The following is a 16,703-nucleotide window of genomic DNA, read 5'->3' on the forward strand; positions in this document are numbered from 1 at the left end:
TGAGTGTGAGCCAAAATGTGACCTCCACCATGCCCAAGCCCGAGCACCCCCGCCCTCAGCTGGTCCGCGACAAGTGGATGAACCTCAACGGCACCTGGGGTTTTGAGATCGACGCCGGCGACTCCGGTTGGGAGCGCGGGCTCCCCGCCCGCGAACTCAACAGCGAGATACTGGTCCCGTTCGCGCCTGAATCGGCGCTTTCCGGGATTGAGCACGTCGACTTCATGGAAGCCGTCTGGTATCGCCGGACCGTAACCATCCCCCAGGAGTGGGCCGGACACAACCTGCTGCTTCACTTCGGCGCAGTGGACCACGACGCCACCGTGTGGGTGAACGGTGTTGAGGTTGCGCGGCATCGAGGCGGGTTCACGCCGTTTACCGCGGATTTGGGCGGAGTGGTGGAACCTGGAGCGGACGCTGTGATCGTGGTCCGGGCGCGGGACTCGCGGCATGAGATGCAGGCCCGCGGCAAGCAGGCAACCTGGTACAACAACACTCATTGCCAGTACACACGCACCACTGGGATCTGGCAGACGGTGTGGATGGAGGCCGTACCCGAGGTCTACATCAAGCGCCTCCGCATGACCCCCAATCTGGCAGCCTCCAGCATCACACTGGAAGTGCCTATCAGCCGGAACCGGACCGGGCACACGGTTTCTGCGGTCCTCACCGGGGACGCTGAGAGGATCCAAGCGTCGGCGCGTGCCGATCTGGACCTCACCCCATTACTCCAGCTCAACATCCCGGCCGAGACTCTCCGCCCCTGGTCCATTGAGGATCCCTTCCTCTATGACCTCGAAGTCACTGTGCGTGACGGCTCCGGCCACGTTGTGGACCGCGTCAGCAGTTACGCAGCCGTGCGATCAGTGGCCTTGGACGGCAAGGTGGTCCGCATCAACGGCAAGGCCGTGTTCCAGCGGCTGGTCCTGGACCAGGGCTACTGGCCGGAGTCCTTGATGACCTCGCCCGATGAGGCCGCGTTGATCAAGGACATTGAGCTCTCCATGGCTGCCGGGTTCAACGGCGCCCGCCTGCACCAAAAGGTCTTCGAGGAGCGCTTTCTTTATCACGCGGACCGGCTCGGGTACCTGGTGTGGGGCGAGTTCGGCGACTGGGGAGTCTCCGGTGGCGGCACCATAGGCCACAACCAGAAACCCACGGCGAGTTTCGTGGCCCAATGGTTGGAGGTACTGCAGCGCGACGTCAACCACCCCTCCATCATCGGCTGGTGTCCCCTCAACGAAACCCACCAGGTCCTGCACGACCACATCACCGTACTGGACGACGTCACCCAGGCGATGTTCCTCGCCACCAAGCTCGCTGACCCCACCCGGCCAGTCATAGACGCTTCCGGTTATGCCCATAGGATTCGTGAGACCGACATCTACGACTCCCACTCCTACGAGCAGGACCCCGAGCGTTTCCGCATCGAGCAGCAGGGACTGGCCGAGGGAAAGCCGTACATCAACCGCAAGGACGACGGCGAGGAGTACTCAGTGCCCTACGGTGGCCAGCCGTACTTCGTCTCCGAATTCGGCGGCATTTGGTGGAACGAGACTGAAGCCCGCCAGGCAGCAGAGGCGGCAGGCACCGACGTCGAAAGTTCATGGGGATACGGCCAGCGCGTCAGCAGCGAAGAGGAGTTCTATGCCCGCTTCGAAGGACTGTGCTCGGTCCTGCTGGATAATCCGGACATGTTTGGGTACTGCTACACGCAGCTGACGGATGTCTTCCAGGAGAAGAACGGCATCTTCACGTTCGATCGCAGCCCCAAGTTCGACCTCGAGAGGATCCGGGCCAGCCAGCTCCGCCGGGATGACACTTAATGCCAATGTGAGTGCTTGGAACTATCATCAAATGCCATGTCGCGGGAGCTCAGCGGACTACCTAGACCCACTGGCCTCGACGGATCAGGACCTCCTTGAGGAGGTCCAGGCGGTCGGACACGATTCCGTCCACGCCCAGATCCAGCAGACGCTCCATTTCGGCAGGATCGTTGATGGTCCATACATGCACCTGCCTGTTCAGGCGATGGGCACGGCGGATGAATCCCGGGGTCACCACACGGAACCTGCCGTAGCGCACGGGAACTTGGAAAACGTCGACGCCGGCAAGCAGCCTTCGCGCCCATGGAACCGGAAGCAGGGGACCAAGAAGAACAAAGAACGCAGTGAGCGAACTGCCGGCTGAGGAAGCCACGCGACGAGACAGCTTGGACAGGACTGCCCGGCGGCGCCTGTCCGAGAAGCTGGTGACCAGGACGCGATCATGGATCCCGTGCCGCTCAATGGCCTCGGCCATCGGGCCCACCGAATTCCAGTCCTTGATATCCAGGTTCAGCCGGGCGTCCGGCAGCGCTGAAACCAGCTCATCGAAGGTCGGAACAGGTTCCACCCCGCCGATGCGGGCCGTGGCCACCTCGGCGGCTGTCAACTCCGCGATCTTGCCCACAGAATCCGTCACGCGGTCCAAGGAGGAGTCGTGGAAGACCAGCAGCACGCCGTCCGACGTGGTGTGGACGTCCGTTTCAAGGTGCACGGTCCCGAGTTCCGCCGCAGCCCTGAAGGCACCCATGGAATTCTCCAGGCCATCCAAAGAGAAACCACGGTGCGCGAAGGCCAAAGGACCCACTGAACCGTCCTTGCGGAGGAAATAGGGCAGCGTCACACCCGTAGCGTAGCGGACCAGCACCCCAATGAAGGGCGTCAGGCCTCGTGCGGGACTATCGCCACGCCGTCGCTGACATGAACCAGCGTCCGGCCGCGACCGCCGTCGAGCTCCACCCAAACGGCGGTGGCATCGCCGGTGACGGCGTCAACTACGCCAGCCGATTCGTACCCCGGCGTGAGCGTGACGCTGACCCTGTCGCCTTGGCGCAGCGAACGCCAGTGGTGATCCGGTTCGATGCGCCGCAAAGGAGCGGTGTTGAAATCGTTGATCCTGCGCTTGGCCATGATTACCCCTGCAAATCCGACTTGTAAGACACGATGCGAACGGGTCCCTTGGCTGGAAGCCTACGGTTGCAATGTGAACGCCGGTTGTATGGAGTCTGGGAAGTCGGTGACAGTCTGGAACTGCCAGACTAGGGACATGACTGTGTTGATTGCCGGATGCGGCGACCTTGGAACGGAAGCCGGGCTTCGCTTCGCTGCGGCAGGCCACCAGGTTGTGGGCTTGCGCCGTTCCCCCGAAAAGCTGCCTCCGGAAATCCGTGGCGTCTACGCGGACCTCGCTGTTGAGCTCCCGGAGTTGCCCGCGGATGTGGACATTGTGGTGGTGGCCGTCGCTGCCGATGCCTCCACTGAAGAGGCCTATCGCGCGGCGTACCTGAACGGCGTGAAGAACGTGCTGGAGGCGCTGGAGCGGCAGTCCATAGAGCCGCGTCGGGTCCTCTTCGTTTCGTCCACGGCCGTGTACAAGGACTCCGGTGGGGCCGTTGTGGACGAGTCGACGCCAACGGAGCCCACTCGGTTCAGCGGCAAGGTGTTGGTGGAGGCCGAGCAGCTGCTGTTCGCCCGGACTCGCGGGACGGGTACGCAGCCAATCTCCCTCCGGCTCGGCGGGATCTACGGACCCGGACGCACCCGCCTGATCGACCAAGTCAGAACGGGCCAAGCCGTCATTCCGGCCCAGCCCCGGCACACGAACCGTGTCCACAGGGACGATGCTGCGGCCATGATCGTCCACCTCACCACCATGGATCAGGTCCCGGATCCGGTGTATGTGGGCGTTGACGATCACGCTGCCGAAATGGGCGAAGTCATGCGGTTCCTCGCCTCTGAGATGGGATGCCCGGAACCCACGACGGCGGCACCTGGCGGCGCGTCCGACGCTGGCCCCGGTGACAAACGCTGCTCGAATTCCCGCTTGAGGGCGACGGGCTTTGAACTCACTTTTCCCACCTACAAAGAGGGGTATCGCGCCCTGCTGTCCGGCCAGGGCGTGCGGCACCCGTGACACCTGCGGCCCCACCTGCGGGAACGCAGTTGCACCGTTGGGGACGGGCCTACTTCGCAACACAGGCGATCTCCGGGCTGGCTTGGTGGATTGCCGTCTTCTTATCGCCCGCGGTCCGCACAGCCACCCTCGGAAGCCTCGACCCCATCGCTGTGGCCGCCCTCGACGTTCCGCTGTTCGTGCTGGGTTCGGCCATGGCGGCCCTTGGTGTGAAGGCCGCTGCTGTGGTGGCTTCAGGATGGACGGCCTTGGTAGCCGCCGCGCTGGCCCTCTACGCCACGATCACTACCGAAGCGGGCTTGGGCGTCCTGATGATGATTGCCGCCGCCGCTTGCTCAGGCCTTGCGCTCTGCTTCGTCCTGCTGGGTCGGGCTCCCACGGAATGGATCATCCGTGGGCCCTTCGCATTCCGCTCCGCTGCCGCGAACCGTCCGGCAACTACACACGTGAGCGCGACCATCGGGCAGATGATCCTGTTCTGGGGCTTCTTCCTCGTCGCTGTCCCACTGCTCATATCGTGGCTGGAAATTCGATGGCTGGTGTCCCTGCCTGTTCCGCCGTTCGCTGCCACGGCGGGCGCCACGCTTTTGGTGCTGGCCAGCGTTCTTGGGGTCGCTTCGGCGGTGACCATGGCGTCCCGGGGCAGTGGAACGCCCCTGCCATCCGCCATGCCCAACCGGTTGGTTGTCGCCGGCCCGTATCGCTGGGTTCGCAATCCGATGGCTGTCGCCGGCATCACCCAAGGCGTAGGAGTGGGCCTCATCCTGGGGTCATGGCTCGTGGTCGCGTACGCGATGATCGGTTCGCTGCTGTGGAATTATGCCGTCCGGCCACTGGAAGAAGCAGACTTGGAAAAACGGTTTGGAACCGAGTTCCAGCAATACCGCGATACGGTGCGCTGCTGGATTCCCCGCGTCTGACGACGCTAGACCCGCTGCTCCGTCAGCTTTGCCTCGAGAATCTGGGCCACGCCGTCGTCGTCGAAGTGCGGTGCCTGCTGGCCGGCGGCGAGGATGGCCTCCGGGTGTCCGCTGGCCATGGCGTAGCCGTGGCCAGCCCAACGGAGCATTTCAATATCATTGGGCATGTCCCCGAACGCCACAACATCGGCGGCTTCGATCCCCAGGGACTCTGCGTACTTGGCGAGGGTGACGGCTTTGTTGATGCCCGGAACGGACATCTCCAGCATCGCCGTCCGCGGGGCGGAGTGCGTGGTTGACACGAGGTGGGCAACAGCCGGCTGTACCTCGGCCAGGAACTCGTCCGGCGTACCTTTGCGGGTAATTGCCAGGAACTTCACGACGGCGTCATCCGCTGTGAGCGTCTCGATCAGCGGTTTGGGGGTGAACTCCGCGAGCAGCTCGCTGGTTTCGTTTTCGATGAAGCCCGGTTCCAGCTGGAAGCCCGTCAACGTCTCGACGGCGAACAGGGCATCCGGCCGGAGGGATTTGATGATACGGCGGGCCTCAAAAACAGACTCCGCATCCAGGACGCACGAGGAAAGTGCCTTCTCCGTTTCCAAGTCCCACACCACGGCGCCGTTGGAACAGATCACGATTCCGCTGTGCCCGAGCTGTTCCTGGAGTGGGTACAACCAGCGTGGCGGACGGCCGGTGACGAAGACGAGTTCCACGCCTGCGTCGCGGCATGCCTGGAATGCCTTGATGGTCCGATCACTGATTTTTCCGTCGTGACCGAGGATAGTGCCGTCAATATCGCTTGCTACGAGCCGCATCATGCCAGTCTACGTTGGAGCGAAACAGGCGGCTGCGCACCGGAAAGCCTCCACATTTCCAAAATCGGGAGCATAGGCTGGGTCAATGAGTGAGAAGACCAGCGCAGTCGAAGAACACAGCACCCGCGGAGCGTACGTCACCGGCGGTGAGTTCACCCGCGACACCAACTACATCGAGGACCGCATCACCCGCGACGGTACTCCGGGACCAAACGGCGAGCCGGGTTGGCCCGTAGAGCCCGGGCGGTACCGGCTGATTGCGGCGCGGGCGTGCCCGTGGGCCAATCGGACAGTGATTGTGCGCCGGCTTCTGGGACTCGAGGATGTCATCAGCCTTGGCCAACCTGGCCCCACCCACGATGCCCGCTCTTGGACTTTCGACCTTGATCCCGGCGGCAAGGATCCCGTGCTGGGCATCGAGCGGCTACAGGAGGCGTTCTTCCGCCGTTTCCCGGATTACCCCCGCGGAATCACTGTCCCGGCCATTGTCGATATCCCCAGCGGCGAGGTAGTGACCAACAACTACCCGCAGATCACGCTGGACTTCTCCACGGAGTGGACGGAGTTCCACCGCACCGGCGCACCCCAGCTGTACCCGGAGCACCTCCGTGAGGAAATCGACCAGGTCAACAAACGCGTCTTTACCGAGGTCAACAACGGCGTCTACCGATGCGGCTTCGCCGGGTCACAAGAAGCCTACGATGCCGCCTACGCCCGGTTGTGGAACGCCATGGACTGGTTGGAGGAACGGCTCACCGGCCAGCGATACCTGGTAGGTGACTCCATCACCGAGGCTGACGTCCGGCTCTTCACCACGTTGGCGCGCTTCGACGCCGTGTATCACGGACACTTCAAATGCAACCGGAACAAGCTCAGCGAAATGCCGGCGTTGTGGGCCTATGCACGGGACCTGTTCCAGACGCCGGGGTTCGGGGACACCATCGACTTCGTGCAAATCAAACAGCATTACTACATCGTGCACGAGGACATTAATCCCACGAAGATCGTTCCGGCAGGCCCCGAGCTATCCGGATGGCTCACGGCTCACGGTCGGGAGTCGCTGGGAGGCAGCCCGTTCGGGAAGGGCACTCCCCCGGGCCCGGTCAAGGCCGGCGAAGAAGTGACCGCCGGGCACGGGGCCGCCTAAGCGCCCTGCTCCTGGAATTTTACGGAGCCCCGAAGACTTACACCGCCCCGTGGTTCAGCTCGGCACGCGTCGGCGGGTTGGCGCCGGCGCGTGAAACGGTCACGGCTGCGGCGCGGCTGGCATGCTCCATGATCGCAGCCAGCGTTTCAGGGGGCATGGCGCGCAGCGCTTCGCGGTTTTGCGCACCATCCAGCCCGTGATCCACAATCGCGGACAGCAGCCCCGCCATGAACGAATCACCAGCGCCCACGGTGTCCACCACGTTCACGGACGGCGCCGGAACCTGGGTTTCGCCCGCCCGCGTGATGCCCCACGGACCGCGTGAACCACGGGTCACCACCACCAGGGCCGGGCCTTCCTCGCCGCCCAATGACAGCCACCGACGCGCGGATTCCGTCGGATCAACGCCCGGATACAGCCACTCGAGGTCCTCGTCGGAAGCCTTCACGACGTCAGACAGGACCACAAAGCGCTCGGCCTGCGTTCGCGCATACTCAACGTCCGTGATGATGCTGGGGCGGCAGTTGGGATCGAAGCTGATGGTGCTGCTCGGGTGGGCATGCTCGACGGCGGCGAGCACCTCAGCGGCGCCGGGCTCCAAGGCGGTGGCAATGGAACCTGTATGCAGCAAGGTGGCGCCCTGCAGCATCAGCGGCAACCTACCGGCGAGGCCGGGGAGTTCCCAGGTGAGATCGAAGGCGTAGGTGGCGGCGCCGTCGTCGTCAATCTGCGCAGTGGCTACGCTGGTTGGCTTCTCATCCGGCGGAAGCGGCACCATCACCGAACTCGAGCGCAGGTGCGCGGCCACGGAATCTCCGTAGGCGTCGCGGCCGTAGCGCCCGATGAACTGCACCGGGTGGTCCAGCCTGGCGAGGCCCACGGCAACGTTGAGTGGGCTCCCGCCTACGTGCGCCTCAATTCCCGAGGGGCGTTGAACGACGTCGACCAGGGCCTCACCAATGACTGTCAGCATGGGACCACTCTGCCAGAGGCGGTCCCGGCGGACCACAGATTACGAGAGCAGGCGTTGCACCAGTTCGCGGCACTTCTTGTATGCGACAGCTTTGGGATCGATCAGGTCAAAGTGGTCTCCCGGAACACGCAGCAACTGCGCCGCGCTGCCTGCTGCCGTTGCCGCCGCCACGTACGCTTCGGACTGGCTCGCAGGAACGTCCTCGTCATCCGTGGCGTGCACGGCATATACGGGGACGTCGAGCGGCAGCAAACTCATGGGATCGGCGTATTTATGCCGTTTGGGGTACCTATGGGAATCCCCGCCCATCAAATTGCAGACTGCGCCGTTGCTGAGGTTCAGTTTCTCCGCGGCGGCGAGGTTCAGAAGGCCGGACTGGCTGACGACGCCCGTCAGGTGCACAGCGCTATCTTCAGGGCTGCGCTGGAGTTGACGGTCGGCGTCGGGCGTTCCGATGTCCGAGAGCCGCTGCCGGCCCGCAGCCCAGACAGCCAAATGGCCGCCGGCGGAGTGGCCGAGGGCCACCACCTTGCCGAGCTGGAGGTCGTGCTCGCCGGCGATTTCGGACAGATGGTCGATGCCGGCCAGGATGTCCTCAAAGGTATGGGGCCAACCACCGCCGTTGCCGGCCCGCCGGTATTCCAGGTTCCAAGCGGTAATGCCATGCGCGGCAAGGTCGCGCGCCAGGGGCTCACCGAGCTCCGCGCCGTACTGCGAACGCCAGTAGCCGCCATGGATCACAACGGCGATTCCACCGGCCACAGCTGATGCGCCGCGATGGTTTCCGTTGCTTGGTTCAGGTATGAAGAGTTCGCCCCACTGACTGGGGTGTTCGCCGTAGCTGTACTTGTGCCGCAACATTGCGCCCTCCTTTGTACTGAGCCTATCGTGACGGTTCGGATGTTTGGCTAGAGGCACCCCGACGGCGAGTGGCTCGGTTCAGTGTCGGAGCCGCCCCGTAAGCTGGGGGCATGGCAAGCAATTGGGACAGCCTGGACCAGGATCAGCGCGATGCAGTGGATGCGAACGTGGCACTCTACGAGCGTGTTCGCCCTGCCCTGAAGCGGGTTACGCGGGACGTCCTGCTCACCCTGCGGGACATGTTGAACGACGCCGAGGTCACCCCACTGTTTGTTACCGGCCGGACTAAAACGGTGGAGTCCTTCCGCGAGAAAATTTCCCGCACTGATGATCCTTTGGAGCCGGGGGGCCCGCGCGTCCTCAAGTTCCCGGACCCATTCCGCACGTTGAACGACATGGTGGGCATCCGCGTGATCACCAAGCTGCCCGCCGAAAACGCTGCGGTGGCCAACATCATCAAGCGCCAACGCCAGCTCTTCGACTGCCGTGGGGACCGCGAGAAGGACATCGGTTCCATCGAGTCCGGAACGTACGGGTACTCCAGCAGGCACCTCATCCTGCGCACCATCCAGAATGAGGCCGTCAAGGAGTACCAGCACGTCTTCAATCCGGACATGCCCGCCAACGGCAGCTACTTTTTTGAATGCCAGATCCGTACTGTGTTTGCGCACGCATGGAGCGAGATCGAGCACGACATCCGTTTCAAGGCCGAGGACCCGCGTGCATGGACGCCGCATTTCGACCGTCAATTCACAGCCACGGCAGCCATGCTGGAAACCGTGGAGAGCGCGTTCGCCGATCTTCACGAGCGCTACGAGGAAGTCCGAAGCTACTGGGACCTCGAAGGGGAGGGCGGATCGCCGCTGACACCCAACCGGGTCCGTGACGTCTGGCGTACGCTCCTGCCCCACGTTGACCGTAAAGTTGATGACGACTGGGGATGGGCTGCCGAACTCCTTGCCGCCCACGGACTCACCAAGACCGTGGAACTGGCCGGGCTGCTCAGCGCCAACCGGATCACCGAGGTCCGCAAGGCCCTGGACCACCGCTACTCCCCCGGCCCCGACCGCCTCTTGGACGACCTCCTGCTGTGGCAGTACGGAACCGAACACATTGATCTCACCGCTGAGGCGCCCGACGTCGTCCCGCACCCGCGGCGCGACAGCCTCCAGCGGCGTCTTAAGCAGATTGAGCGTTACCGCCAGACTGCACTGTAAGAAATCTGCCCTGTAAGGACCCATGACTCCCGAGCAACTCATGTCACTGCGGGCGACGTTCCGCTCGCCCCGCCGTCTGCTGACGGAGTCCCTCGCAGGGCTCGTGGTGGCTTTGGCGCTGATCCCGGAAGCCATTGCCTTTTCCGTGATTGCGGGCGTGGATCCACGCATCGGCTTGTTCGCATCGTTCACCATGGGCGTGGTCACCGCGCTGGTGGGCGGCCGTCCTGCCATGATCTCCGCGGCCACCGGCGCGGTGGCATTGGTGATCGCTCCCGTCATGAAGGAACACGGGCTCGACTACCTGATTGCCACCATCATTCTGGCGGGCGTCTTCCAGATCATCCTTGCGGTCCTTGGCGTGACCAAGCTGATGCGGTTCATCCCACGGTCCGTCATGATCGGCTTCGTGAACGCGCTGGCCATCCTGGTGTTCATGTCTCAGATGCCAGAGCTCTTCAACGTGCCGTGGATGGTGTATCCGATTGTGGTGGTGGGCTTGGTGATCGTGTTTGGGCTGCCACGTCTGACCACTGCCATTCCTGCACCGCTGGTAGCGATCGTGGTCATCACGTTGGTGACCGTGCTGGGCAATGTGGACGTTCCCACCGTCAGCGACAAGGGCGAACTCCCGGACAGCTTGCCCGGGTTCTTCCTGCCCAACGTTCCGCTGACCCTGGAGACCTTCCAGATCATTGCGCCGTTCGCCTTGTCCATGGCGCTGGTGGGCCTGCTGGAGTCGCTGATGACGGCCAAGCTCGTGGATGACATCACGGACACGCGCTCCAACAAGACGCGGGTCTCCTGGGGTCAAGGGGCGGCCAACATTGTCACCGGTTTCCTGGGCGGTTTGGGCGGTTGCGCGGTCATTGGCCAAACCATGATCAACGTGAAGGGTTCGGGTGCCCGCAGCCGGCTCTCGACCTTCTTGGCCGGCGTCTTCCTGCTGATCCTTGTTGTGGTCCTGGGCGATGTGGTGGGCATGATTCCGATGGCTGCCTTGGTGGCAGTGATGATCTTCGTTTCACTGATCACCTTCGACTGGCACTCCATCCGGCCTTCCACGCTCAAGCGCCTGCCCAAGTCGGAGACCGCGGTCATGGTGGTTACTGTTGCGGCCGTGGTGGCCACGCACAACCTGGCGGTGGGTGTCGGCGTCGGAGTTGTGACCGCCATGGTGCTGTTCGCGCGGCGCGTGGCCCACTTCGCTACCGTTGAGCGGACCGAACTGGACCTCAACGGTGAAAGGGTTGCCACCTACACGGTGGATGGCGAACTTTTCTTTGCGTCATCCAACGATCTGTACACGCAGTTCGACTACGCAAAGGATGCCTCGGAAGGCATAGATCGAGTGATCATCGACCTGCACGGCTCGCATATTTGGGACGCGTCAACGGTGGCCGTGCTGGATTCCGTTACCGAGAAGTACCGTAACCACGGGCGCGAGGTGGAGTTCATCGGGCTCAACGAAGCCAGCATCCGCATGCGCGAGCGTTTGGCAGGGAAACTCAACTCCTGACGCAAACAGCGGTCATCTGACATATACGTCTCCCTGCAAGTAAAGAATTCGTTCCCGCTGCGGGGCAAGTGTGAGCATGGATGAATGCTTGAGGCAACCAATACCCCACCGAAAACCGATGAATCCGCTGCGCCCGTCAACGCCGCCCTCGCCGCTGAGGCCAAGATCGCGCGGGTTGCCGTCACGGTGTTCCCGCTTCTTGTGGTGGTTGCCGGCGTCCTCGGCTTCCTCATACCGGACCTGTTCAAACCCATGGGCGTCTCGGTTCCTTACCTGCTGGGCGTCATCATGTTCTGCATGGGCCTGACGCTGACTCCGCCGGACTTTGCCTCGGTGGCCCGTCGACCGTGGGCCGTAGCGCTGGGCATCGTGGCGCATTACGTGATCATGCCCGGCGCCGGCTGGCTCATAGCCGTCCTACTCCAACTCCCTCCCGAACTGGCTGTCGGCCTCATCCTGGTGGGCTGTGCTCCTTCCGGTACGGCGTCCAACGTCATGGCATTCCTGGCCAAGGGCGACGTAGCCCTGTCCGTCGCCGTTGCCTCCGTTTCCACACTGATCGCCCCCATCGTGACTCCTGCACTGACGCTCTTCCTGGCCGGCTCGTTCCTGCACATCGATGCCGGTGCCATGGTCATGGACATCGTGAAAACCGTCCTGCTGCCGGTCATCGCAGGCCTTCTGGCCCGACTGTTCCTCTCGAAGCTCGTCGCGAAGGTGCTCCCGGCACTTCCGTGGGCATCCGCCGTCGTGATTTCGCTGATTGTTGCGATTGTCGTGGCGGGCAGCGCCAGCAAGATCGTGGCCGCCGGCGGCATCGTGTTCCTGGCAGTGGTCCTCCACAACGGCTTCGGCCTGGGCCTCGGCTACCTGGCCGGCAAGCTCGGTCGCCTGGATGACAAGGCTCGCCGCGCCCTCGCTTTCGAGGTTGGCATGCAGAACTCCGGCCTGGCAGCGACACTGGCCACCGCGCACTTCAGCCCGCTGGCAGCGCTGCCGTCGGCAGTGTTCTCGCTGTGGCACAACATCTCGGGCGCCATTGTGGCGGCTTGGCTTGCTCGCCGCCCGTTGAAGGACTAGTTACTCAGAGTGGTGCCGCGCCGGTGCAACTTCCACGGCGAGGCAACCCTGACGCCCTCCACCGGAGTGGTGCCTGCCAAACGATCCAACAGCATACGGACCACCTGTTCGAAGATGGGTTCGGGCCCAACCGTGGTCAGGGCGGGATCGTAATCCTGGCCCTCGGTAGAGTTCCCGACGCCGACAATCTGCACATCTTCGGGTACGCGGAGGCCCAGGCGATAGGCGGCACGGATGGTCTGCAGCGCCTCCATGTCGTCCGTGCAGAGGATGGCAGTGGGCCGGTCCGGCAGTTGGAGCAGCTCAAGGGCGGACTGATAGGCGATGGCCGGGCGGTGCTGCGACGTCCTCACAAAGGTCTCGTCGAGCGGAATGCCCGCCTTCTCCAATCCGGCTGCGTAGGCGGCGAAGCGACTCTTGGGCCGTCCCGCCGGGTCTGCCCTCCGGATACAGGCGATTCTGCGGTGGGACGCGGTGAGGAAGTCCATGCACTCCTCGAGCCCAGCGTCAGCTTCTGGAGCAAGGACATCGAAGCCCGCCGGCTTCATGGTTCCGGAGATCACCACTTGGGCAACGCCGCGTCGGGCGAGCTCCGTGACAGTTTCATCCTGTGACTTTGCTTCAGGGAAGTAGCCGATGATCACGCCGTCCGCTCCGCCGGACATCATGAACTTCCGCCAGTCGTCGCCCAGCAGGATCACGGGTTGGTAGCCATGCTGCGGGAGGATCGCTGCTGCGGCGGTGGCGAGGGCGCGGTCCCAGGGCCATTCAAGGTTTCCGATGGCTACCGCCACGACATCCGTTTTGCCCCTCCGCATCCCCCGCGCGGCCTGATTGGGCACATAGCCCAGTTCCTTCACCGCGGCCAAGACCCTGTCCTGCGTCGGCTGGCTGATCCGGGTGGTCCCGCCGTGCCGACCGGAGAGCACGTAGGAAACGGTGGTCAGGGAGACCTCCGCGGCCTTCGCTACGTCCCGGATGGTGGGCTTGGATCCCTTGCTCACGTGCGACTCCTGATAGACAGCGGGTTTCTTGAACTCTAGCCGTTATGGCGTGGACAGCCCTTGACGCAATTAGTTGTGAACGTTAACAATTACGGGAGCCATTACGTATCCAAGTGGGAAGATCATTCGATGAAGAACTGGGCAGGAAACCTTGAGTACTCGTCCGCGGAAGTCCACAGCCCCACGTCGGTGGAGGAGCTGCAGGAACTCGTAGCCAACGTGTCGCGGATCAAGGCGCTCGGTTCCCGGCACTCCTTCAACACGGTTGCCGACACGGACGGTACCCACGTCCTGCTGGACGCGCTACCCCAGGAAGTAGTCCTCAACAAGGAAAAGAGCACTGTCAAGGTCAGCGGTGGCATCAGCTATGGAGCCCTCGGCCGAGCGCTGGAGGAGCAGGGATACGCCATCCACAACCTCGCTTCGCTCCCCCATATCTCCGTCGCGGGTGCCATCCAAACCGGCACCCACGGCAGTGGAGTCAACAATCCCTCCCTGGCTGCCGCCGTCGTAGGTGTCGACTTGGTGCGCGCCTCCGGCGAGCTGGTGACGCTCACAGCGGACGACGACGAATTCCTCGCCAGCGTGGTGGGCGTGGGCGCCCTTGGCATCGTCACGGGACTGGAGCTGGCTGTCCGTCCGAGCTTCGACGTCCGGCAGCGCGTGCTCACCAACCTCACTTGGGAGGGGGCGCTGGCGAACTTCCAGACCATCGCGTCGAGCGCCTACAGCGTCAGCTTCTTCACCAATTACACCGGCGACACCATCCCGCAGGTTTGGCTGAAAGCGCTGGATACTGAAGCGCCGCTCCCTGACCTCTTTGGAGCAACCGCAGCGACGTCGGCCCTGCATCCCTTGCCTGACATGTCCGCCGAGAACTGCACCGAGCAGCTGGACGTTGCGGGTAAGTGGCTGGACCGGCTGCCCCACTTCCGGCATGAGTTCACGCCGAGCAACGGAGAAGAACTGCAGAGCGAGTTCCTGCTGCCGCTGGACCAGGCACCCGCTGCCCTGCGTGCGGTTCGCGGGCTGGCCGACAAGCTGGCACCGCTTTTGTTCATCTCCGAGGTCCGCACAGTGGCCGAGGATGAGTTCTGGCTCAGCCCGTTCTACCGGCAGCAGAGCGTTGCGCTCCACTTCACGTGGAAGCCGCTCCAGCCCGAGGTGGAAGCGGTCCTCCCCGAGCTCGAAGCAGCGTTGAGGCCTTTCGGCGCACGTCCCCACTGGGGCAAGCTCTTCACGCCCAGCGAGTACGACTTCGCCGCGCTCTACCCTCGGTTCGAGGACTTCCGGTCCTTGGTTCAGGCCAACGATCCCACGGGCAAGTTCCGTAACGCCTTGCTGGACAGCGTGCTGGGTGTGACGGTTACGTCGTAGCCCGTTGTCGGCCCGCTATTTCGTCGCCGGGCAGCCACGGAACAGCGGCTTGGCAACGGAACAGCGGCATTACTCGATGTGGGCCAGAACTGCTCCAACGGTGACGACCCCGCCGGGTGCCGAGAGTACTTCGGAGAGGGTTCCAGTGCGGTGTGCCGGAACTTGGGTTTCCATCTTCATGGCTTCCAGGACCACCAACGGGTCCCCTGCCGCCACGTTGGCCCCGGGCTCCACGAGCCACTTCACCACGGTGCCGGCCATGCTGGAAACGAGGGCGGATTCGGCGGGCGAGTCAGTGCTTACAGAACCCGGCGTATCGGCCGGCGCGGTAAAGGCAGGGATGCCCTGACCGGAGTGCGCCCAGCCATCCAACAGATCAGCCGGAAGTCCCACCGCCAGCCGCTTGCCGTCAACATCGATCGTGATGGTGCGGCGCCCTCCTTCCGGGGCGACCACGTTGTACTCAGGGTCCACGGGGATCTGATCCGCAAAGTCGGTCTCGATCCACCGGGTGTGAACGCGCATTCCGGCCACGGAAGTGAAATCCTCGGACTCCAGAACCGCGCGGTGGAAGGGCAGTACCGTGGCGAGGCCGGTGATCTTGATTTCCGCAAGGGCCCTGCGCGCGCGGCGTAGGGCTTGCTGCCGGTCAGCCCCAGTGACGATCAGCTTGGCAAGCAAGGAATCGAACTGTGGTGCCACAAACGAACCCGACCGCACGCCGCTGTCCACGCGGATGCCGGGACCGGTGGGGGCTTCAAAGAGTGCCACCGTCCCCGGGGAAGGCAGGAAGCCACGGCCCACGTCCTCGGCGTTGATGCGGAACTCGAAGGAATGTCCGCGAGGGGCCGGGTCATCCGAAATGCTCAGGGGCAACCCGGCAGCGATGCGGAACTGCTCCTGCACAAGGTCGATCCCGGCGGTCTCCTCGGTGATCGGGTGCTCCACCTGAAGTCGCGTGTTGACCTCAAGGAACGCCACTGCTCCGTCCGCGGAAACCAGGAACTCCACCGTCCCGGCTCCGTAGTAGCCAGCTTCACGGACGATTGCCTTGGAACCGTCGTAGATCTTCTGCCGCTGCGTATCGCTGAGGAAGGGCGCGGGTGCCTCTTCCACGAGCTTTTGGTGGCGACGCTGGAGTGAACAGTCGCGGGTGCCCACCACAATGACGTTGCCCAGCTTGTCTGCGATGATCTGCGCTTCCACGTGCCGCGGCCGGTCCAGGTATTGCTCTACGAAGCACTCGCCACGTCCGAAGGCGGCCACGGCCTCGCGGACTGCGGAGTCAAAGGCTTCCTCCACTTCAGCAAGCTCGCGGACAACCTTGAGCCCGCGGCCACCTCCGCCGAAGGCAGCTTTGATGGCCATCGGAAGTCCGTGTTCCTCGGCAAACGCCCGTGCTTCTGCGGCGGAGGACACCGGCCCATCGCTGCCTGCAACCAATGGAGCTCCCGCCCGGACAGCGATCTCGCGGGCGGTGATCTTGTTGCCCAACTGCCGGATCGACTCCGGCGAGGGACCAATCCACTCAAGCCCGGCGTCGAGCACTGCCTGCGCGAAGTCCGCATTCTCGGAGAGGAAGCCATAGCCGGGGTGGACGGCGTCCGCGCCGGACTGTGCCGCGACGCCCAGCAGCTTCCCGATGTTCAGGTACGTGTCAGCGGGACTGTTTCCGTCCAAGCTGTACGCTTCATCGGCGGCGCCAACGTGCATCGCGTCTGCGTCGATATTTGCGTAAACAGCCACGGACGAAATGCCGGCGTCATCGCAGGCTCGGGCGACGCGGACGGCGATTTCGCCGCGGTTCGCAATCAGGACCTTGCGCATCAAATA

At 63.7% G+C, this 16,703-nt stretch carries 15 protein-coding genes; 8 read left to right on the forward strand and 7 right to left on the reverse strand.

All coding sequences use genetic code 11. From position 1 onward, the window contains the following. Positions 1-17 precede the first annotated feature (17 nt). Positions 18-1,826 carry a glycoside hydrolase family 2 protein gene (locus ACR30Z_RS11540; RefSeq protein ID WP_434372917.1) on the forward strand — a complete coding sequence of 603 codons (1,809 nt, stop codon included), beginning with the start codon at positions 18-20 and terminating at the stop codon, positions 1,824-1,826. A 61-nt stretch (positions 1,827-1,887) separates the two neighbouring features. Here the strand turns inward: ACR30Z_RS11540 and ACR30Z_RS11545 are convergent, their stop codons facing one another. Next, positions 1,888-2,667: a glycerophosphodiester phosphodiesterase gene (locus ACR30Z_RS11545; RefSeq protein ID WP_434372678.1), complete on the reverse strand. Its 780-nt coding sequence runs from the start codon at positions 2,665-2,667 to the stop codon at positions 1,888-1,890. Between the two features lie 38 nt (positions 2,668-2,705). After that, a complete protein-coding gene (locus ACR30Z_RS11550) occupies positions 2,706-2,954 on the reverse strand; it encodes a hypothetical protein (RefSeq protein WP_144649043.1) in 249 nt (82 codons plus the stop codon). Between the two features lie 136 nt (positions 2,955-3,090). Here ACR30Z_RS11550 and ACR30Z_RS11555 point away from each other — a divergent pair, with 136 nt between their 5' ends. Continuing rightward, positions 3,091-3,957 carry an NAD-dependent epimerase/dehydratase family protein gene (locus tag ACR30Z_RS11555; RefSeq protein WP_434372680.1) on the forward strand — a complete coding sequence of 289 codons (867 nt, stop codon included), beginning with the start codon at positions 3,091-3,093 and terminating at the stop codon, positions 3,955-3,957. Continuing rightward, entirely contained in the window at positions 3,954-4,877 is a 924-nt protein-coding gene (locus tag ACR30Z_RS11560) for a methyltransferase family protein (protein WP_434372681.1), read from the forward strand. Before ACR30Z_RS11555 ends, ACR30Z_RS11560 begins: the two co-directional genes overlap by 4 nt. A 5-nt stretch (positions 4,878-4,882) precedes the next feature. On the opposite strand, the gene ACR30Z_RS11565 is transcribed toward ACR30Z_RS11560, so the two are convergent. Then, positions 4,883-5,692: an HAD family hydrolase gene (locus tag ACR30Z_RS11565; RefSeq protein ID WP_208759963.1), complete on the reverse strand. Its 810-nt coding sequence runs from the start codon at positions 5,690-5,692 to the stop codon at positions 4,883-4,885. Positions 5,693-5,777: 85 nt separating this feature from the next. Here ACR30Z_RS11565 and ACR30Z_RS11570 point away from each other — a divergent pair, with 85 nt between their 5' ends. Then, positions 5,778-6,839: a glutathione S-transferase family protein gene (locus ACR30Z_RS11570; protein WP_434372682.1), complete on the forward strand. Its 1,062-nt coding sequence runs from the start codon at positions 5,778-5,780 to the stop codon at positions 6,837-6,839. A 37-nt stretch (positions 6,840-6,876) separates the two neighbouring features. On the opposite strand, the gene ACR30Z_RS11575 is transcribed toward ACR30Z_RS11570, so the two are convergent. Together ACR30Z_RS11575 and ACR30Z_RS11580 are read right to left on the reverse strand one after the other, a co-directional pair. Continuing rightward, positions 6,877-7,812 carry a carbohydrate kinase family protein gene (locus tag ACR30Z_RS11575; RefSeq protein ID WP_434372684.1) on the reverse strand — a complete coding sequence of 312 codons (936 nt, stop codon included), beginning with the start codon at positions 7,810-7,812 and terminating at the stop codon, positions 6,877-6,879. Positions 7,813-7,851: 39 nt separating this feature from the next. Next, positions 7,852-8,673, reverse strand: a complete 822-nt coding sequence (locus ACR30Z_RS11580; RefSeq protein WP_144649038.1) for an alpha/beta hydrolase fold domain-containing protein — start codon at positions 8,671-8,673, stop codon at positions 7,852-7,854. Positions 8,674-8,783: 110 nt separating this feature from the next. Between ACR30Z_RS11580 and ACR30Z_RS11585 the strand changes: the two genes are divergently transcribed. The 3 genes from ACR30Z_RS11585 (at position 8,784) to ACR30Z_RS11595 (ending at position 12,489) form a co-directional block, all read left to right on the forward strand. After that, complete coding sequence (locus ACR30Z_RS11585; RefSeq protein WP_144649037.1) at positions 8,784-9,890, forward strand: GTP pyrophosphokinase; 1,107 nt, start codon at positions 8,784-8,786, stop codon at positions 9,888-9,890. A 22-nt stretch (positions 9,891-9,912) separates the two neighbouring features. After that, entirely contained in the window at positions 9,913-11,409 is a 1,497-nt protein-coding gene (locus ACR30Z_RS11590; RefSeq protein ID WP_434372687.1) for a SulP family inorganic anion transporter, read from the forward strand. 84 nt (positions 11,410-11,493) lie between these two features. Next, a complete protein-coding gene (locus ACR30Z_RS11595; protein WP_434372689.1) occupies positions 11,494-12,489 on the forward strand; it encodes a bile acid:sodium symporter family protein in 996 nt (331 codons plus the stop codon). Here ACR30Z_RS11595 and ACR30Z_RS11600 read toward each other — a convergent pair. Beyond that, the gene (locus ACR30Z_RS11600; protein ID WP_434372690.1) at positions 12,486-13,493 is read right to left on the reverse strand and encodes a LacI family DNA-binding transcriptional regulator; all 1,008 of its coding nucleotides are present in this window, start codon (positions 13,491-13,493) and stop codon (positions 12,486-12,488) included. The two genes, ACR30Z_RS11595 and ACR30Z_RS11600, sit on opposite strands and share 4 nt — an antisense overlap. Positions 13,494-13,622: 129 nt before the next feature. Here ACR30Z_RS11600 and ACR30Z_RS11605 point away from each other — a divergent pair, with 129 nt between their 5' ends. Beyond that, positions 13,623-14,870 (forward strand): D-arabinono-1,4-lactone oxidase, encoded by a 1,248-nt coding sequence (locus ACR30Z_RS11605; RefSeq protein ID WP_434372692.1) that lies wholly within the window; start codon positions 13,623-13,625, stop codon positions 14,868-14,870. A 69-nt stretch (positions 14,871-14,939) separates the two neighbouring features. On the opposite strand, the gene ACR30Z_RS11610 is transcribed toward ACR30Z_RS11605, so the two are convergent. Then, the gene (locus tag ACR30Z_RS11610; protein WP_434372693.1) at positions 14,940-16,697 is read right to left on the reverse strand and encodes an acetyl/propionyl/methylcrotonyl-CoA carboxylase subunit alpha; all 1,758 of its coding nucleotides are present in this window, start codon (positions 16,695-16,697) and stop codon (positions 14,940-14,942) included. Positions 16,698-16,703 lie beyond the last annotated feature (6 nt).

This window comes from Paenarthrobacter sp. FR1, assembly GCF_051106045.1.
Lineage (GTDB): Bacteria > Actinomycetota > Actinomycetes > Actinomycetales > Micrococcaceae > Arthrobacter > Arthrobacter nitroguajacolicus_A.